The organism is Enterococcus mundtii, assembly GCF_002813755.1.
Taxonomy (GTDB): Bacteria; Bacillota; Bacilli; order Lactobacillales; family Enterococcaceae; genus Enterococcus_B; species Enterococcus_B mundtii.
Genome location: NZ_CP018061.1, coordinates 1,824,383 through 1,844,404, shown reverse-complemented (window position 1 = coordinate 1,844,404; position 20,022 = coordinate 1,824,383). Strand labels below are relative to the sequence as shown.

18 protein-coding genes are annotated in these 20,022 nt (G+C 35.8%); 10 read left to right on the top strand and 8 right to left on the bottom strand.

Translation table 11 applies throughout. The features are described 5' to 3' along the window. Positions 1-309: 309 nt before the first annotated feature. Positions 310-2,508, bottom strand: a complete 2,199-nt coding sequence (locus EM4838_RS08730) for an LTA synthase family protein (protein WP_373865792.1) — start codon at positions 2,506-2,508, stop codon at positions 310-312. A gap of 385 nt (positions 2,509-2,893) precedes the next feature. On the opposite strand from EM4838_RS08730, the gene EM4838_RS08725 reads away from it, so the two are divergent. From EM4838_RS08725 to ybaK, 3 genes are read left to right on the top strand one after another with little or no spacing between them, the layout of a single operon-like run. Then, positions 2,894-4,063 (top strand): class I SAM-dependent rRNA methyltransferase, encoded by a 1,170-nt coding sequence (locus tag EM4838_RS08725; RefSeq protein ID WP_071866816.1) that lies wholly within the window; start codon positions 2,894-2,896, stop codon positions 4,061-4,063. Between the two features lie 16 nt (positions 4,064-4,079). Further along, complete coding sequence (gene aroD, locus EM4838_RS08720) at positions 4,080-4,835, top strand: type I 3-dehydroquinate dehydratase (protein WP_071866815.1); 756 nt, start codon at positions 4,080-4,082, stop codon at positions 4,833-4,835. A gap of 20 nt (positions 4,836-4,855) precedes the next feature. Beyond that, positions 4,856-5,341, top strand: a complete 486-nt coding sequence (gene ybaK / locus EM4838_RS08715; RefSeq protein ID WP_010735105.1) for a Cys-tRNA(Pro) deacylase — start codon at positions 4,856-4,858, stop codon at positions 5,339-5,341. A 112-nt stretch (positions 5,342-5,453) separates the two neighbouring features. Here the strand turns inward: ybaK and EM4838_RS08710 are convergent, their stop codons facing one another. Then, a complete protein-coding gene (locus tag EM4838_RS08710; RefSeq protein WP_071866814.1) occupies positions 5,454-6,713 on the bottom strand; it encodes a BaiN/RdsA family NAD(P)/FAD-dependent oxidoreductase in 1,260 nt (419 codons plus the stop codon). A gap of 112 nt (positions 6,714-6,825) precedes the next feature. Here EM4838_RS08710 and gdhA point away from each other — a divergent pair, with 112 nt between their 5' ends. From gdhA to EM4838_RS08680, 6 genes are all read left to right on the top strand, one after another. Next, entirely contained in the window at positions 6,826-8,175 is a 1,350-nt protein-coding gene (gdhA, locus tag EM4838_RS08705) for an NADP-specific glutamate dehydrogenase (RefSeq protein ID WP_071866813.1), read from the top strand. Positions 8,176-8,286: 111 nt separating this feature from the next. Continuing rightward, positions 8,287-9,633, top strand: a complete 1,347-nt coding sequence (locus tag EM4838_RS08700) for a glucose-6-phosphate isomerase (protein ID WP_019722952.1) — start codon at positions 8,287-8,289, stop codon at positions 9,631-9,633. A gap of 570 nt (positions 9,634-10,203) precedes the next feature. Beyond that, positions 10,204-10,401 (top strand): cold-shock protein, encoded by a 198-nt coding sequence (locus EM4838_RS08695; RefSeq protein ID WP_019722950.1) that lies wholly within the window; start codon positions 10,204-10,206, stop codon positions 10,399-10,401. A gap of 352 nt (positions 10,402-10,753) precedes the next feature. Further along, positions 10,754-11,212, top strand: a complete 459-nt coding sequence (locus EM4838_RS08690; RefSeq protein WP_071868101.1) for a GNAT family N-acetyltransferase — start codon at positions 10,754-10,756, stop codon at positions 11,210-11,212. 205 nt (positions 11,213-11,417) lie between these two features. Continuing rightward, positions 11,418-11,810, top strand: coding sequence for a hypothetical protein (locus EM4838_RS08685; RefSeq protein WP_071868102.1), 393 nt, complete (start codon positions 11,418-11,420; stop codon positions 11,808-11,810). Positions 11,811-12,023: 213 nt separating this feature from the next. Next, complete coding sequence (locus EM4838_RS08680) at positions 12,024-12,221, top strand: cold-shock protein (RefSeq protein WP_019722950.1); 198 nt, start codon at positions 12,024-12,026, stop codon at positions 12,219-12,221. Between the two features lie 293 nt (positions 12,222-12,514). Here EM4838_RS08680 and EM4838_RS08675 read toward each other — a convergent pair whose 3' ends face one another. From EM4838_RS08675 to EM4838_RS08660, 4 genes are all read right to left on the bottom strand, one after another. Continuing rightward, positions 12,515-12,955, bottom strand: coding sequence for a nucleoside deaminase (locus tag EM4838_RS08675; protein WP_071866812.1), 441 nt, complete (start codon positions 12,953-12,955; stop codon positions 12,515-12,517). Positions 12,956-13,075: 120 nt separating this feature from the next. After that, positions 13,076-15,253, bottom strand: a complete 2,178-nt coding sequence (locus tag EM4838_RS08670) for a C40 family peptidase (protein ID WP_081367429.1) — start codon at positions 15,251-15,253, stop codon at positions 13,076-13,078. A gap of 516 nt (positions 15,254-15,769) precedes the next feature. Then, on the bottom strand, positions 15,770-16,198 hold the full coding sequence (locus EM4838_RS08665; RefSeq protein WP_019722947.1) for an ImmA/IrrE family metallo-endopeptidase: 429 nt from the start codon (positions 16,196-16,198) through the stop codon (positions 15,770-15,772). 6 nt (positions 16,199-16,204) lie between these two features. After that, complete coding sequence (locus EM4838_RS08660) at positions 16,205-16,567, bottom strand: helix-turn-helix domain-containing protein (protein WP_071866811.1); 363 nt, start codon at positions 16,565-16,567, stop codon at positions 16,205-16,207. A 316-nt stretch (positions 16,568-16,883) separates the two neighbouring features. On the opposite strand from EM4838_RS08660, the gene EM4838_RS08655 reads away from it, so the two are divergent. Further along, on the top strand, positions 16,884-17,273 hold the full coding sequence (locus EM4838_RS08655) for a phage holin family protein (protein WP_071866810.1): 390 nt from the start codon (positions 16,884-16,886) through the stop codon (positions 17,271-17,273). 143 nt (positions 17,274-17,416) lie between these two features. Here the strand turns inward: EM4838_RS08655 and EM4838_RS16600 are convergent, their stop codons facing one another. Together EM4838_RS16600 and EM4838_RS08650 are read right to left on the bottom strand one after the other, a co-directional pair. After that, on the bottom strand, positions 17,417-17,566 hold the full coding sequence (locus EM4838_RS16600) for a hypothetical protein (RefSeq protein WP_010735118.1): 150 nt from the start codon (positions 17,564-17,566) through the stop codon (positions 17,417-17,419). 599 nt (positions 17,567-18,165) lie between these two features. Further along, positions 18,166-19,965, bottom strand: coding sequence for a glycerophosphoryl diester phosphodiesterase membrane domain-containing protein (locus EM4838_RS08650; protein WP_177187683.1), 1,800 nt, complete (start codon positions 19,963-19,965; stop codon positions 18,166-18,168). Positions 19,966-20,022: the final 57 nt, after the last annotated feature.

The window sequence follows — 20,022 nt, the reverse complement described above, 5'->3', positions numbered from 1 at the left end:
TAAAACTCATATCCATGTCAAGATCAATGAACGAGCAATGAGTCGCCAAGAATGAAATGATTTATCTGGAATTTTAATCGTTTCAGACTTAGAGTATGTATGAGAAGACAGAGGTGTATCGAATATGGTTAGTAGCATCTCTTTGCTCCTTCAATATTGCTGGTAAGATGCTGGTAAGAAAAAAATCACTGAGTAGGAATAAGCAAATCTATTTATATCTAGTTTTTAAATCAAAAAAACACTCGAAGAAAGGATTTCCTCGAGTGCTGTTCGTTGAGTGATGACATTAGCTACTTGTTGTCACGTTGTTCATTCGTTGTTTTCCACTGAATCTTCACTATCCGTAGGTTCCTCGGTAGGAATACCATGGATATCTTGGAAAGTTTTTGTTTCGTAAAGATTTTGTGTCGTTTGATTGTTGTTCTCACTGAAGACGCTTGTTGATTTGTCACCAAGTGAACGCTCGGCATCATTTAGATGTTGCAAGCCATTTTTGTAATCAAACTTAGAAGTATCAAGTGGTTCTAAACCACTTTCTGTATAGAAACGAAGTAGATCGCCATTATTGATCTGGTCTGAAACAGCGAGTTGCTTGCTGACTGCTTCACGTAAGGCAGTAACTTCTGCTTGTTGTTCTTCAGTCATATCGGATAGGACTTCACCTGTTTGGGTATCGTAGACAGCTCCACCATAATAGGTGTACTTAGGTGAAACAAAGTCACCATCACGGAAAGCAACTAACTGGTTATTATCAGGTGAGAAGAGATCTTGTCCTAATTGGATATAATTTTTTGAATCAACACCTAACAAATGAAGCAATGTTGGTAAAGCATCGACTTGGCCACCATACGTATGATTGATTCCGCCTTTTGTTTGTCCAGGGATATGGATCATATATGGCACGCGTTGCATCGCTGCATTGTCAAAATTTGTCCAGGTCGAACTTGTTTTACCAACTAATTCAGCTAAAGATCTGTTTCTTGTATTAGAGATCCCATAGTGGTCACCGTATAAGACGATGACTGAGTTTTCATACAAGCCACTTGCTTTTAAATAGTTGAAGAATTCTTCTACCGCTGTGTCTAAATAGTTAGCTGTCGCAAAGTAACCATTGATTGTTTCATCGTTCGTATTTGCTACTGGGAATCCAGCTTCCTCATTCGTGAATTTTGAATAAGGGAAGTGATTCGATACAGCAATGAATTTTGAATAGAAAGGTTGTTGCATCCGTTCTAAATATTGGACGGATTGTTCAAAGAAAGGTTTGTCATGTAAACCGTATTGGAATGAGTTATCGTCATTCACGTCATAGTATGAAGCATCAAAGAAGTAATCATACCCAAAACTCTTATAAGTTTCGTTACGGTTCCAGAATGTACCAGCATTCCCATGGAATGCTGCACTGGTGTACCCTTTTGTTTGTTTTAAAATATTTGGTGCCGCTTGGAAAGTATTTTTACCACCAAGTTGAGTAAATAGGGACCCTTGGTTCAACCCGAATAATGAATTTTCCATCAATGTTTCTGCATCACTTGTTTTACCAGCTTTTACTTGATGGAAGAAGTTGTCAAAACTAAATGTTTCATTACTGTGGAACAAACTATTCAAGAAAGGCGTTACTTCATGTTCTACGCCATTTTCGTCTTTCAGTTTATAATCGATCACAAATTGTTGTAGGCTTTCTAAATGGATGTAGATGACATTCTTACCTTCAGCTAATCCGTAGAGATCTTGGTTTGGTTGAGCATAATGTTCTTTGACGTAAGTCGCTACTTCTTTCATATCATTTGGACTTGCTTCAGCTCGTACTTGGTTTGTTTGGTAGGTTTGGATACCGTCGTACACCATGAACGCGTTCAGTCCAAGATATTTAACTAAATAATCACGAGAGAAGGTACGTGTCAATAACTCTGGACGATCTGCTTCAGCTAAAAAGAGATTTCCTGAAAAGATCATCACTGCTAAAGTAGTAAAAGCAAACGCCATTCGAGCGCGTACAGGACGTGTGTCCATTTTGATTTTTTTCGTTGCTAAAAGTCCGACGATCAAAATGATATCGATCCAATAAAGGACATCATAAGGACGGAATAACCGTAAGGCACTTTCGCCTAAACCACTTGCGACTTTTCCGGCGCCTAGGATCGCGTTGATCGTAATAAAATCAGTGAACTCACGATAATAGATGATGTTAGAAAATAAGAGCAAGGTCAACAAGAAATAGATGACAAGCATCGTGATATACGCTGCTTTCGTTCGTCTAACATATAAGGCAATCCCTAAAAGAAGGATAGTCGTTGCGATCGGGTTGATGAACAAGATAAAATATTGGATGCCACTTTCAATCCCTAAATGGAAATCAAATAGATAAGTAGCAATCGTTTTGACCCATAACAAAACTGCTAGTAAAGAAAAAAATCCGAGCCTTTTATTTAAAAAAGCGGGTGTTTTTATTTTCAAATTAATCTTCCTTTCTGCACTCTTACATAAAAAAAGAGTGACATGAAACATACTCACGACTCACATACTCCTAACCATTTTACTAGTAGACCAAAATAGTGTCAATTGAAAGTACAAATCAAGCTTGATAGATTAAGATTTTCTTTAAGATCGCTAAGTTTTGTACAAAAATCTACACATGAAGAGGGAGACAGAAGTGCTCAGCACTGAAAAATCATGATGAAAAATCGGAAATCCTTCTTCAAATTGTCGTTTTTTCAAAATGTTTTCTGAAGGAGCTACTTTCGGAACACTGTGTATTTAGTTTTAGTGGGAGATAAGGAGTTTTTATTTTAGCTTTTTTCTAAGGAAAACTACCTACAAGACAAGGAATCTCTAAGACAAGAAGCGTGTTTTTTGTTATACTAAAAGGGAGAATGAAAAAGCAGGTGAGCCAATGAAACTAACAATAAAAAAAAGAGCAGTCAAGAAATTTTTAAAAGGCTATCCATTGATCCAAGAAGAAGATCTAGTCCAAATGAAAAAAACGACAGAATGGGTAGAATTAATTGATCAGCAAGGAAAATTTTTAGGAAAAGGCTATTTAGGAAAACAAAACAAAGGGATTGGTTGGGTACTCAGCCAAAAAGATGAACCATTTGATCAATCATTTTTTGAACTAAAATTTCTGACAGCTAAAGAAAAAAGGACAAGCTATTTTAATGATGAGCAGACAACAGCTTTTCGTTTGTTCAATGGAGAAGGAGATGGGATCGGTGGTTTGATCATTGACTACTACGATAGCTTTGCTGTCTTTTCTTGGTACAATGAAACCTTATATTTGGCTCGTGAAGTTTTATTAAAAGCTTTTCAAGCTGCTTATCCTGAAATTGTCGGAATCTACGAAAAAATTCGCTTTGAAACAACACGATTACCGGAGAGCCAGCATGTGACTGGAGAAGAGGCCAAAGAACCACTACTTGTCCAAGAAAATGGAGTGACTTATGCCACTTATTTGAATGAAGGTCTAATGACAGGGATTTTCCTTGACCAAAAAGAAGTCAGAGGAGCATTGATCGATGGCTTAGCTTTAGGGAAATCAGTACTGAATATGTTTAGCTATACCGGTGCTTTTTCTGTAGCTGCTGCTATGGGTGGGGCAACAGAAACGACAAGTGTCGATCTAGCAAAACGAAGTTTGAAAAAAACTCGTGAACAATTTGAGGTCAACGGGTTGACACCTGATGCCCATAAAATCATCGTCATGGATGTTTTTGAATACTTTAAATATGCACAACGTAAAGGTTTCTCTTATGATGTAATCGTTTTGGACCCTCCAAGTTTTGCTCGGAACAAGAAAAAAGTCTTTCGTGTAGCCAAAAATTATGGTGAAATGGTGAAAGATAGCTTGTCGATCTTAGCCGATGAAGGAATCCTGATTGCCTCAACAAATGCAGCCAATGTGTCGATTGATCAATTTCAAGCAATGATCGAAGATGAACTAATCTCTGCTGAGTATGAGTACCAAATCAGCGGTGTTTATCGTTTGCCTGATGATTTTCAAACCATTGATTCTTTCCCAGAAGGAAATTATTTAAAGGTATTTGTTTATGAAATAAAAAAATAGAGAGGGCGTGAAGTCAATGTTTCAAGTAAAAGGAGTAAGATTTGGTACTGGACGTCCAAAAGTCTGTGCGCCCTTGACAGGTACAACTCGCGAAGAACTTCTGAGAGAAGCAATCCTAGCGAGGGAAGCCGGTGCTGATTTAGCTGAATGGCGTCTTGATTGTTATCATGATGTCTTCAACAAAGAACAACTAAAGGAAACGTTAGTACTGATCTATGAAATGTTAGAAAGACTACCATTGCTTTTGACTTTTCGAACCTTAGAAGAAGGTGGAACGCAAGATATTTCAATCAAAGACTACCACGATCTGTATAAATTTTTGATCGACACAGAATTAGTGGAAATGCTAGATATTGAGTTGTTCAAAATCGAAAGTATGGAAAAGGATCTGCTCCATGATATCCACCGCCGCCAGATCCCACTGGTCATCAGTAGTCACGATTTTAAAGAAACACCAGCAGATCCGGTCTTGCTGTATCGTTTGAATATGATGGAACATTTTGGTGCAAGTATTGGCAAAATTGCTGTGATGCCAAATAATGAACGTGATGTTTTGCGGATGATGGAATTGACTCGTCGCGCTCATGCGTTTGTGTCAATGCCTCTAGTCACTATGTCAATGGGTGAGCTTGGCATGGTCTCTCGACTAGCAGGCAACGTGACAGGTTCAGCCATCACTTTCGGTGCGTTAGATGCGACACGAGCTTCTGCACCTGGCCAATTACCAGTTAAAGAATTAAAACAAATCATTAGTTTACTCAATGAAAATTAAGCTAGACGAAGGTGAAGATTTTGGCAAAGAAGAAACCAGTAAAAACTAATGCTATCCGTATGGTAGAACAAAAAAAGATTGCTTATACAGAACATGAATATGCTTGGGATGAAGCACATATCAGTGCCTCATCCGTTGCTGCTCAGTTGCCAGGAAGTGAATCACGAATTTTTAAAACATTAGTAGCAGTGGGGAATAACACAGGTCCGATCGTTGCCGTTATTCCAGGAAGCACTGAACTTGATTTAAAAAAACTAGCAAAAGTCTCCGGCAATAAAAAAGTAGAAATGCTCCATCTCAAGGACTTGGAAAAAACGACCGGATATATTCGAGGTGGCTGTTCGCCAATTGGTATGAAAAAATTATTCCCAACATTTATTGAAGAACAGGCAAAAGAATATGACCAGATCATTATCTCTGCTGGAAAACGCGGACTTCAAATGGAACTTGCTCCAGAAGCAATCGCTGAGTTGACCAATGCAACATTTGTCGATATCAAAATTTAAAAACCACAAACAAAAAGCAAAACAAATGCTGAAAGATCGATCCATGAAAGGCGAACGACACGCGTTGCCTTTCATGGATGTTTCATTCAAGCAATGTTTTGCTTTTTTTCTCTTACCATTGACTTTGCATCGCTGCGTGCATTCCTGAAACACGTCCCGTAGCAAAAGCTGCCGTGATATTAAAGCCACCTGTATACCCGTTTACATCAAGTAATTCACCGCCAAAAAACAGTCCGTTCAATACTTTGCTTTCCATGGTTTTTGGATTGACTTCTTTTAATGAAACGCCACCACCAGTAACAAAAGATTTCTCGATGGGAAATGTCTTATGGATCAATAGCTCAAAGTTTTTACATAATTCAGCAAATTCTTGGATTTGTTTTTCAGATGTTTGGCTACCAGTTAGTTCGGTCATTTCTAGCCGTTCAAGATAAAATTGGAGTAGACGTTCAGGTAGAAAACCACGCCACGCATTGATCAAATTCTTTTTCGATTCTTTACTTAGTTCCACTAACTCTCGTATCAGTTCTTCGACTGACTTCGTCGGGAAGCAATCTAAAGAAACAGTTACAGGTGCCTGCGTTTTTTGTAACTCAGTGTTGATGAAACTGGAACACCTTAAAGCTGCTGGTCCAGAGATCCCAAAATGGGTAAATAAAAGATCCATCGTGTGCTCCGTGATCACTTTTCCTTTTTGGTTCAAGACACGTAACGTAATATCTTGTAAAGAAAGACCTTGCAACACTTTATCCGCAATAAATGACTCCTCAGAAATCAAAGGAGACTCTGTTGCATAAAGTGGTGTGATCGTGTGGCCTACTTTTTTGACCAATTTATACCCATCACCTGTTGCACCTGTAGAAGGATACGTGCGTCCACCAGTCGTCAAAATGACGCATTTTGCTTTAAATTCATCAAATTCAGTACGCACACCATAGATTTGGTTGTCCTTATGGATCAATTTTTCTACACGTTCGCCAAAAAACATCGTGACGTTCAATTCATTCAGACGATGAACCAGCGCTTCAATGATTGTTTTTGATTTATTTGTCACTGGAAACATCCGTCCGTGATCTTCTTCTTTTAAGTGAACTCCTTGTGATTCAAAGAATTCCATGATGTCAAAATTGTTGTATTGAGAAAATGTACTATATAAAAATTTACCATTTCCTGGGATATGCGCAATCAAATCATCAACAGGGCGATTATTTGTGACATTACATCGACCGCCACCAGTCATCAATAATTTTTTTCCTGCTTTTTTATTTTTTTCGATCAACAAGACATTGGCACCATACTCGGCTGCACTGATTGCAGCCATCATGCCACTTGTTCCTGCGCCAACAACAATCACGTCATAAGTTTTTTCCATTTTCTCACCTCACAGAGAGTGTAGCATATTTGAAGACGATTCGCAGAAAATGTTTTGACCTATGATTGAAATAAGCTAAAATAAAGTCAGATGAATAAAGGAGCGTGAACCTATGTCAAATGCAAAAGAATACGTACAAGCGATACAAGAAAAACTTCACCAAAAAGATGACGGCCAAATCGAGTTTCTACAAGCGGTCGATGAATTTATGCCTACGGTCATCCAATTTTTAGAAAAAAATCCAGAATACATTGAAAAAAATATTCTAGGGATTTTAGTTGAACCAGAACGAGTGATCCAATTCCGTGTTCCTTGGCAAGATGATCAAGGAAACTGGCAAGTGAATCGTGGGTACCGAATCCAATACAATTCAGCCATCGGACCATATAAAGGTGGCTTACGTTTTCATCCAAGTGTCAATTTGAGTATTTTAAAATTCTTAGCATTTGAACAAATTTTCAAGAACAGCCTGACAGGCCTACCAATCGGTGGCGGTAAAGGCGGAAGTGATTTTGATCCAAAAGGAAAATCGGATAATGAAATCATGCGCTTTTGTCAAAGTTTCATGTTGGAACTGGCAAAACATATCGGACCTTCAATTGATGTACCGGCAGGCGACATCGGTGTAGGTGCTCGTGAGATCGGCTATATGTATGGTGCCTATAAACGATTGAAACAATATGATGCAGGTGTTTTGACAGGTAAACCTTTAGATTTCTGGGGAAGTAAGATCCGCACAGAAGCAACAGGTTATGGCTTAGTTTATTATGTGAAACATCTATTGAACGAAGAACAAGATTCATTTGCTGGCAAAACAGTGATGGTCTCAGGTAGTGGGAATGTGGCAATCTATGCAATCGAAAAAGTCCATGAACTGGGTGGGAAAGTCGTTACTTGTTCTGATTCAGGTGGCTATATCTATGACCCAGAAGGTATCGATCTTGATCTATTAAAAGAATTAAAAGAAGTCAAAAGAGCCCGTTTAACAGAATACGCCAAAGAACGCTCATCGGCTGAATACCACGAAAATGAATCGGTTTGGACATTGAAACAAGCGGCTGACATTGCTTTACCTTGTGCAACACAAAATGAAATCGACGGACAATTGGCAGAGATCCTTGTAGAAAATGGCGTGAAGATCGTCGCAGAAGGTGCGAACATGCCATCCACATTAGATGCTGTTTCAGTCTATGAAAAAGCAGACATCTGGTATTGTCCAGGAAAAGCTGCCAATGCTGGTGGTGTAGCTGTATCTGCGCTAGAAATGAGCCAAAATTCACAACGATTAGTGTGGGAAAGCAGCCAAGTCGATGCACAACTCGACGAGATCATGGCGACGATCTATCAAACGTGTCGTCAAACTGCCAAAGAATTTGGCAACGAAAAAAATCTTTTGCTTGGTGCCAATGTGGCAGGTTTTGAAAAAGTCGCAAAAGTAATGGCTATGCAAGGTTTAGTCTAAAAAATGGAAGTTTCTTGCAAATATTAGAAGCTTCTCGCATATTTGCTTGAAAAATAATAAAAAAAAACGTAAAGTATATCTGTAGATTGAAACTTTTAAGGAGGAACAAAAATGGCACACATTCATTTTGACTATTCAAAAGTTGCACCATTTGTCAATGAACATGAGTTAGGCTATATGCAGAGTCAAGTTACTGCTGCAGACAAATTATTACGAGAAGGAACTGGCGCAGGTAGCGATTTCCGAGGATGGATCGACCTACCTACGAACTACGACAAAGAAGAATTTGCTCGTATCAAAGCTGCTGCTAAGAAAATCCAATCTGATTCTGAAGTCCTTGTGGTCATCGGTATCGGTGGTTCTTATTTAGGCGCTCGTGCAGCAATCGATTTCTTACAACATACCTTCTACAACTTGTTGGGAAGCGACAAACGCCAAACACCACAAATTTTCTTCGCTGGAAACTCAATCAGCTCAACTTATCTTGCTGACTTGATCGAAGTGATCGGCGACCGTGACTTCTCAGTAAATGTCATTTCAAAATCAGGAACAACGACTGAGCCAGCCATTGCATTCCGTGTATTCAAAGAATTACTTGTTAAAAAATATGGTCAAGAAGAAGCAAACAAACGCATCTACGCTACAACAGACAAAGCAAAAGGGGCTGTTAAAGTAGAAGCAGACGCAGAAGGATGGGAAACATTTGTGATTCCTGATGATGTCGGTGGACGTTTCTCTGTATTGACAGCAGTTGGTTTATTACCGATCGCCGCAAGCGGAGCAGATATCGATGCCTTGATGCAAGGTGCTGCCGATGCAAGCAAAGCTTATTCAAGCGACAAACTTGAAGAAAACGAAGCTTACCAATATGCAGCAATGCGTAATATTCTTTACCGTAAAGGCAAAGTTACTGAATTATTGATCAACTACGAACCAGGAATGCAATACTTCTCTGAGTGGTGGAAACAATTATTCGGCGAATCAGAAGGTAAAGATCAAAAAGGAATCTACCCTTCAAGTGCAAACTTCTCAACAGACTTGCACTCACTTGGACAATACATCCAAGAAGGACGTCGCAATATCTTCGAAACAATCGTAAAAGTTGAAAAACCACGTAAATCGATTACGATTCCAGAACAAGCAGAAGACTTGGACGGACTTGGTTATTTACAAGGAAAAGAAATCGACTTTGTAAATACAAAAGCTTTTGAAGGTACATTATTAGCTCATACAGACGGCGATGTACCAAACCTATTAGTTAAAATCCCTACAATGGATGCTTACACATTAGGTTACACAATGTACTTCTTTGAAATTGCTGTCGGCATTTCAGGTTACTTGAATGGTATCAACCCATTCGACCAACCAGGAGTAGAAGCTTACAAGAAAAACATGTTTGCTCTACTAGGCAAACCAGGGTTTGAAGACCTTGCGAAAGAATTGAACGAACGCCTGTAAGATGGGGGTTAGATTACTGATAAAAAATCAGTGCTCAAAATATGTTCCCTTCGAAATAAAATGTGGTACCCATTCTGGTACCCAAAACGAAAGGATGGCTGATTTAGCCATCCTTTTTATTTCTAGTTAGATAGTGGCTTTTTGAAATATACTCTGAGTAAAGAAAAGTAGTATTTAGCTTGAATAGAGCTACGATCATCTGTTAGGTAAAGTATTTTTTGGTTCAAGATAGAATACAATAAACCGAGAGCCAAAATGCAAATTAACCTATTTAATAGACAGTTCAATTAAAACGAAAGGGGATAAGGTGGATAGTATCTACAAAATAAATTCAAGAAGGTATCGATATCAATTGAACCAAAGTTACATAAGACTATTTAGATAATAAGCTCAAAAAAACAGTTGGTGAGAGTTATAATTTGTATCCTGAGGTGATACGTGCTATATTAAATGAGTAATCTAATTTGAAACGTAATCTGAGCGATATATTCACACTATAAAAACTCCTTTTACCAAGTAATGTTAATTGCAACAAAACACGTATGATTTACGTAATAGGAGGAAATATATATGAATAACGGTACAGTAAAATGGTTTAACTCAGACAAAGGTTTTGGATTTATCACTGGTGAAGATGGACAAGATGTGTTTGCACATTTTTCAGCTATCCAAGGTGAAGGCTTTAAGACTTTAGATGAAGGTCAAGCAGTTACTTTTGATATCGAAGATGGTCAACGTGGACCACAAGCAGTAAATATCAATAAATAATTCAATAGACGAATTTGAACCATCTCCTTGTGAGATGGTTTTTTTTGTTATTAGGAATAGATACGAAAATTTTGGAAACATTTGAAAAATTAAGTAAACTATTATTTAATGATCAGTAGGTAGAGATAGCAAGAATCACCATAAGTAGTTGATAAGGAATACATGAATTTTGTATCATTCATAAAATTCAAAGAATAATAGATGATTCTTTCGGACATTAGAGAATAGATCGAACAAAAAAGAATAACTATTCTGTCACTTTATTAAGTTTTTGAAACATACAGCTATTTTTAATACGCGTAAAATCAGAAAATCAAATGCTCTTAAAGTAATTAGAAAAGAGGAAAAGTATATGAAATACGTCATTATAACCCAAGAACATTCTGATTGGCTTTCAGTAGCTCATTCTATTCGTCAATTTGAATGGAAAGCAGCAAAGTATATAGCAGAAAAAATGGAAAAACAAGAATTTACAGATTGGGAATCCGTGATTATTGCAAAAGATGGAAATCCTGTTGTAGGATTCTGTACTCTTGTAAAAAAAGACATTATTGATACGAAGGACTACACGCCTAACATTGCCACTGTTTTTGTCGCGCCAGAATATCGAGGGAAGCATATCAGCCAAAAATTAGTTGCAACAGGTGAAAATAAACTAAAGGAAATTGGTTTCGGCAGTGTATATATAACAACTCAACATGAAGGGTTATATGAAAAATGGGGTTATCAGGAAGTAGCTAAGGAAAATGATCGGTTTGGACGATTGATGCGGATATTAGAAAAAAATTTGATGAATGAAAGATCCGAATGAATAGGGTCGGTTCATACTAAGCGATTAATCAGTTATTTGAATAAGTAAAACAAGTATGCAGACATCTTTGTTCGTATTTATTGAACATTGATTTGTCGTTTTCGTAAGCTCATTCTTAGTAAAAATCATGGGAAATTCAATATGTTTTTCACATATTATTTGTAAGATTAAGCGAATTCAAAAATACTGATAAGAGAATTTTTTCATGAAGAGAATTTTAGTGATTGTTTTAGGTATAACTGTGTTATTAAGTGGGAGTATGTTTTGGAATAGTAAAGATGTGGCAGCAAAGGAACAAAGTGGCACTTACCTTCTAGGGTGTACCATGAGAATAGAAGGAAAACAGTATAAATGGAGAGAAGCGTCATTTGGTGGTACGAACAGAGGATATGAAATCAACCCAGGGAAATATCGCTACCAATTAAGTCCAAATCCACATAAAGATCCTTGGTATAATAAAAACCAACTGAAGTTTTATAACCAAGGTGCTGATCAAATCGAAAAACAGGCAAATGAAGAGAAATGGCAGAGCAAAGGATGGCCTGATACTATCAAAAATATTACGATCCATGGTATTGAGTACACATTGACAAAATAAAAATGTGAATGGTACAAATTTATGCTACTAGAATGATGAATCAAAAGAATAAGCGTAAATGTTTGTATTCTTAGGTAATACATGGTATATTAAATAAGTAATCTAATTTGAAACGTAATCTGAGCGATATATTCACACTATAAAAACTCCTTTTACCAAGTAATGTTAATTGCAACAAAACACGTATGATCTACGTAATAGGAGGAAATATATATGAATAACGGTACAGTAAAATGGTTTAACTCAGACAAAGGTTTTGGATTTATCACTGGTGAAGATGGACAAGATGTGTTTGCACATTTTTCAGCTATCCAAGGTGAAGGCTTTAAGACTTTAGATGAAGGCCAAGCAGTTACTTTTGATATTGAAGATGGTCAACGTGGACCACAAGCAGTAAATATCAATAAATAATTCAATAGACGAATTTGAACCATCTCCTTGTGAGATGGTTTTTTTGTTATTAAAAAGTCATAAGAGGAAAACTATATGGACTACTTGATCTTGGCAAATAGATAGTCCATCTGGCTAAAAGGGGCTAACTATAAGGGAAATGATTGGTTTAGACAGTTGGTACAGGTGATAGAAAAGAATTTAATAGGAAAAGTATAATAAAAAACTTGTCATAAGATTTTATTATTTTTTTAGATTCAAAACGAATAAATCCGAGACAAAATTTTACTTAACTATTTATTAAACTACAATAGTTAAGTAAAATAATCTTTTATATCATCAATCATAAAGTCTTTGATCAATGAAACATCGTGAATGTAAGAGCCTTTTTTAAGAACCTCTTCGCAAGAAATGAAAGACCAGTTTTCTTCTTTACCTCGGTAAGTTGGATTATTCGAATAGACTACTCCATCTATACCTGCCCAAATAATCACTGAGCTACACAAAGGACATGGTTCAAAAGTGCTATATAACCAATAACCCTCAGGTAATATATGTGTTTTTAATTGCTTACACGCGCTTCTGAGGGCGTTTACTTCAGCGTGAGAAGTGGGATCATGATTATCTAAGACAGTAGTTTTTCCGATGGATATAATCATATTATTGTTGTCTACAACAGCAGCAACGATGGAATGATCTTGCCTTTGTAACTGAATCAATTTATGCATGATACTTTTTTGAGGATGAAAATTCATAGTCCATTCTCCTGAAATTTTATAAAGATATTGTAGCATATTTTTTGTTGATGAAAGAAAAAAGCAGAATTGGTGATGAAGAAAAAAACAGTAAGCAAATCGCTTACTGTTTCAAAATGCTCAATTTATCTGATCCGCAGCTTCTGTATTAATGTATCCATAAATTGTACCATTTTTTAGTAATTCATAGTAACTTGAATTATTAATTGAATTATAGAACTTTCGATTGACAGTGTACTTATCATCTATTACTGAAATAGATGATTTAGACCAGAAATTTAAATCTCCCCAAATAGTATATCCTGATTTAGTGATTTGTACAGTTGCGTTATTTAGAAGAGTGATCTTTGTATCTTCAAAATTATTTCCTTTATAATAACCTTTCCATTCAGTACAAGTTTCATCTGTATAGACAGAATAGATTGGCTGATTATTTGGTGTATCATAAGAGACGCCAATATAGAAAACACGGCCTCGTTCAGTTTTCCCTTTCGAGTAGTTAGTATCTAATGATGTCCAGAAATCTTCCCCATCTGTATTGAAAGTCACATACTTATTGTGACTAGTTACGCTTACTTCTTCAACTGCTTCAGAATTGATATACCCATATATTTTATTGTCTTTTAGCAATTCGTAGTAACTAGCATTACTAACTGAATTGTAGAATTTTCTATTCACATTGTAATGATTACCAATCACAGAGAGGGAGGTTTTTGTCCAAAAGTTTAAATCACCCCAGATGGTGTAACCAGCTTTAGTAACATTTACTCGCTTATTATTTGGCGTTGTAATCAATGTATCTTCAAAATTATTTCCTTTGTAATAACCTCGCCATTCAGTACAAGTTTCATCTGTATAAACCGAATAGATCGGTTGATTATCTGCAGTATCATAGGAGGCACTAATGTAAAATACACGCCCTTGTTCAGTTTTTCCTTTCGAGTAATTTGTATCAAGTGAGGACCAAAAATCTTCATTATTATTAGTAAATGTGACATATTTATTATGGCTTGTCGTTGTCAAATTTCTAACAGCCTCGACGTTGATAAATCCGTAAAAATTTCCATTTTTATATATTTTATAATAAGTTGCATTATTGGCAACATTTGTTAATTTTAATCTTGCTGAGAAAACAGCACCAACTTTTGGTTTTTCAATTTCGTGTTCCCATTGAAGGTTATTCCAAATCGACCAACTTTTTGTGACCGTAATTGTCTGATTTATTTCTTCGACTGGAGTATAAGCCAAACTGTCATCAGCTTTTAGGTAGCCAATCCATTCGGAAGAATTTTGGTGCTTGTAAATTGAATACAGGTACTTACCATCTCCTAATTTATAGGCACCTTTTACAAAATAAATTTTGTCTTTAGCAGTCTGGCCGATTATATTTGTTTGTTCTAAGTTTCCCCATATTTTTTGTCCACTAGCCTTAGCAGTCAAATACCGATTTATTTGATCAGAAGTTAATTCTTTCACAGCATCAAAATTAATGTAACCATACGTTTGACCATTATCTAATATTTCTGCATATTTGGCGTTATTAATAGGATTAGTATATAATTTTCCGATTTTATAATTATCTCCAACTGTTGCTTTTTTAATCTCTCTACTAAACTGCAAGTCTGACCATATGGACCATGCTTGAGTAACTGTTACCATTTTATTGTATTCTGTAAATGGGTAGTCTGGTTCAGAAGATAGAAGACGTCTTGCAAAACTAGGATAGAAATATTGAATGTTCACAGTGGTGACTGGTTGTCCAGGTTGAGGCGCATGAATCATAATGCCATCACCTTTATAAATGCCTACATGATAAGTATTACCACGTGTTCCGTAAAACAACAAATCGCCCGGTAATAAAGAATTTAAACTTACTTCCGTACCATATGTTTCTTGATTTGTTGTACCCATAGGCAATTCCATGTTTACGGCCTGTTTGTAAACATATTTTACCAAACCACCACAATCAAAAGAATTAGGTCCAGATGCTCCCCACTCATAAGGCTTTCCTATCTGTTCCATTGCTTTATTGATAACTTTAGTTTGATTTGGAGTCATAGAAGCGTAGGGGGCAATAGTTTCATCACTGGTTGATTTTGTAAAATTAGGAATCTTCATAATTTGTTCAAATTGTTCTTCAGTAAATCCAGCTTGTAAAGCATTCTTTTTCTCAGAATCGTAATCAATCGCTCTATTATTATCTGAATCAGCGAAAGTATTTACAGTACACAGAGAGAAAAAAACTCCTAAACAAAATAATGCAACAATATAACCACTAACATTCAGTTTTTTTTTCATAATGACACTCCATATAGTTTTTTTGCAAGCGCTTGCTATAAAATGGTAACATATTTTAGATGTTATTGTAAAATATTATTTAAAACAATTTATTTTTATTTAATGTTAATTGAGTTATATAACGTTATGAAAAAAATAAAATTAATGTGTTGCTTTATCATTCGTTTTTATATAAAGGGTTTGTTATGTAGCACAATAAGTAATTTACGAGAAATTCTCTAAAAATAATATGATTAGTTTGTTTTATAATTTTATTATTGTTATTGAAATAGATGATTTGCTATAATACGAAAAAAATAAACTAGTTATATATAATGAGTGAATTATACTTTTTCTAAATTTATTATTTTGTCTTTTATAGAAGAAAATAGAGGTTTTTTCATTGTACTTTTAGAGGTAGATGCCATATATTGATTGTTAATATTAAATAAGTTTAATGAATGAAAATAGCTATTAGATGAAAAAAATATAAAACTACAAGACTTTTAGAAAAAAAGACCTGTAGCTTATTCTGTATTAAATCAAAAACCGATAACAACTCTCTGGAAGGCCATAAAGTCTTGTCAGCTCTTCCACTTCTCTTGGGTAAGTTTCCGTATCTTCTTTGTACAAGGAAACGATCAAATTCGAAGCAAAGCAGTTGGCTTCGCTTTCAGATTTGCTTCTTGAATTTCTAGAGGACACATAGTAACTAGATATTTCCCGATGGAACAAAGCGTGTCCAAGTTCATGGGCACAAATGTAAAAACGTTCTTCTGATTCTTTCAGTGAGTTGTTCAATAAAATAATAGGGGAGCCTAATAGTTCTTGAAACTGTCCTTTTGGATTATCGAGAAAAGAAACATATCTGATTTCTATTCCTAATTTTTCAGCAATCACAAAAGGATTGGCGGTATCATAGGTACGCTTCAGTTCGCTTACTAGTTTGATAATATCCATCTCCATATATGCTCACTTCTCTTTGCCGCGTTTTCGAAATTCCCAGAAAAGTCCCGTCAATACATCTTTTACACGTTGCTTTTCCTGTTCTGTCAAAGTTTCTCCACCATACGCCATGTTGACATTTGAATTGAGCATTTTGTCTAACTCAAATAAATCATCTTTATTTGCCCATTTTGGCGCTTGGTTGCTGCCCAATAAGAAATCAGTTGTTACCCCAAAATAATCTGCAACTTTTTTTAAATTTTCCGACTTTGGTGAAACACGATCCCATCTTCTGATCTGGCCATTAGAGATTCCCACGGCACGTTCGACTTCAGCAAAGGTTACGTTTTTTTCTTCTGCTAATTGTTTGATTCGCGCAACGAGTGTCATAAGGAACCACCTTTCTTGATATTTGGATAGCATAAAAGTTATTATAGTTGACAATTAGCTTTTAAGCTATTATAGTTTGCTTATAGATTGATTCAATTGTTCGAAAAGTGAAGAATACAGTCACTTAAAAGTTCTTTCAATCGATCATATTAAGATAAAGCGTATTCTTTTTATTTCTAATGACTTTATAATAGCTTAAAAGTTATTTGGTGTCAAAGATGATGAACATTGAATTCTAATTAACAATGTAGTAGCAGGTTGCGATGGGTAAGGATAAACAAAGGTTAGGTATTCCATAAAGTGGAGGGTGAGCAAAATGATTGTAGAGAATGCTGTGGTATTGAATGAGTTTAGAAATCTTGTAAATAATGTGTACATTCAGATTTTTGTATTGATTCTATGTCTTGATTTTATTAGCGGTATCTGTCTGAAAACAGGGAAAAAGAAACGATTTAAACGTTCTGTGATGAAAGATGTGATCAAATATTTACTGATTTTCCTTATTGTTATGATTGCTTATCCCTATCTAAAGATTACAGGATTTGAAGCAATTGGTATTGCTTTGGTGTTCTCGTATTCTGCCATCTATGGCTTGTCTGTTATTGAAAATCTAAGGAAACTAGGAATACCTGTACCTGATTTTGTTAAAGTACGTTTGAAAAAATGGCGTGATTTCTCAGAGGAGCAGGGGAAGTACAAAAAATGATCGAGAGGATTTTCTTAAAAAGTACTGCAAGGATATTCTTATTATTTGGAGCAAACAAAAAAGACGTTTCTATGGCTCGTTTAGCCAAAAACGTCTTTTAATTCTCTATAGAATTATCAGCTGACATGAAAAGGGAACACTCCTTAGTTAGATTCGTGTAGCGCTTTTACTGCTTGCTCAATGGTGATCCCATAAGCGATGTGTTGTTCGTTCATTGCATCGATTGCCATGAAGCGATTCGTTGAACTATCAAATGCTACACGATAGCTGATGCTTGTTTTTGTGAATGTCATAGATATTTCTCCTTTCATTGGTATTTGTGTATTCATGAAATTTTTCATAAAACTTCCGAATACACCTTAAGTTTAGCACCATTCTAAAATTTGGGCAATCAATGTGCTATAAGATAGCTGTTGCTAGTTTACTTGAAATTAATTCTCTGAAATTCCCATCAATAATCCAATCATTAATAAGATAAATATACCAGTTTGAATATAGACCATCATTATTCACCTCTTTAAGCCCAGTGTATCTCTTTTTTGGTTTGGACTCACGAACAGTGGGGGATAATGTTCAAACAAAATTGTCATATTTTGGGTTGAAATGACTGGAATAATAGCAAAACAGGAATCAAAATAGTGAAAATTGAAAGCGTTGAGCAAACACTTGCTTTGAGATATTTCGCAAACTTCATTATAATAAAAGAAAGGGGGGCGAATCGCTATGCAAAAAAGAAAAAATTCTGGTAAATTAAGCATTTTTCTAGCAGTTATATCTGCTATACCTGCTGTTTTAGCAGTCGTTCGAGCTATTAAGGAATCAAAGCAAAGATAAACTAAATAAAACGTGTCGCTTACTTATCCGATGGGATAGTGAGCGACACGTTTTTATATTAACCAACACCTAGAACAAAGTTTAATAACTTGTCTGAGTAAGTAATTTCTCCTTCTGACTCTCTGACCGTATCATTCAATGCTTGCATATCATCTGTAATAATACCATCTACACCATAAAACATCATTCGGCTCATGTCGTCTGAATCATTAGGTGTCCATACATAGACTTTCTTACCATCCTGATGGGCAGAATCAATAAAGTTACGATTGATCGTGCTGTACTCCATGGTTAAGAAATCCGCAGGTGTTACTGGAGGGCCAACTAGATTAAAAGGCAAAATGTAGCCAACATAAAAATTGGGGTTTTCAGCTTTTAGATCTGAGACTGTTTGATAAGTCAAACTTTGTAAAATATGTCCATGTATTAAAATAGTTTCTTCATATTTTTTAACAAAGTTTTTGACTAAATTATCCGAATCTTTTCGAGTCGTTTTGATTTCGATCAACAACTTCTGGTTCAATTCATTTGCTCGTTTTAAATACGTATCGAATGAAACCAATGGTTCTTTGGCACCATTTTCAGTCACAGTCAATTTTTCCAGTTCTGCTAAAGTTAGGTCTTGCGGTGCTTTATTGACTCCAGTCAAATTTCTTAAATTGAAATCATGCATGACCACGAATTGACCATCTTTTGTTTCTTGGATGTCCATTTCTACATAATCTGGATGATAATCTTTGCTCGTCTTTTCTAGTGCAGCAATCGTATTTTGTGCGCTGTTCCCTAAGCTAACGCCACGATGGGAAATCGTTAAAGGTTTTGTTTCAGAAGCAGATGTCAGGTAATTCATATTGTAAATACAAACACCAACACCAAAGAAAACAGCAAATAAAGTAAACGCAGTATTTTTTAAAGCTGTGTGTTTTTTGGGCACTTCTTGTGAAGAGAACCAGCTGGGAATATCTGGTAAGAAACCTTCATCATCCATAAAGTCTACAATGACGTAAAAAATTCCGACGGTAGACATCACAATATTGAACAAAAGAACGCCTTGTAAGAGTGTCATGGCAAAAACAGCACTAATCAATGAGTAATCGGAGAAATATTCCTCAACAAAGATCTGACCTGACAAGATTGCCAAGTAACTGATTGTTGAAATCAATAAAATCGTACCACTGATCACTAAAAATTGACCTGAAATCGCAAAAAAACGTGCTTTGGTCAAACGCCAACTCTCACGGATCGCTTCACGAAAAGGGCGATCTCTTAAAATCATTTCAGGTAATGCAAAGATTAAACGAATCCCGATATAGCCGAGGAAGACATAGACAAGTAGAAAAGAACTTACGATGATCCAGCGGTTAGTGAAAATAAAATCCATAATAAATGCAGGAATTTTTATTTTAGAAAGTAAGTCTGAATTAAAACTTAATCCGCTGATTGGTAAAATCAAAAAAAAGTAAGCTAAGAAAAATAAAAAAATCATCGGACGAACTTTTTTTATTTGTCGGATGGTCAACTGCAATAATTGCTTCAATGAAATTGGTTCTTGTTTTTTGATGAAATAAACACTCATTAGCAAAAAAGTAAACTCAAAATAGACTAAGAGCAAAATCAACAATAAGACAGCAATCAAGGAGAAGAAAACTCCTGGATGTTGCGAAATCAGTGTGGGGATATTATCCGTTGAAAGATAATCGATCGACCCACGTTGTAAAATCAAGCGTGTCATACTACCAAGCAAAGGCAAACAAATAAACAAAATAAACCCATGCATCAGAACTACATCACGAAAATAAGCTTGTGTTCCTTTAAGGAAGTCCCAAGCATTTCCTAAACTTCGTTTTAAATAAACGATCATTATTATCACCTACTCCTAACATTATAGCGCAAAAAACATAAAAAAGGAGTACTG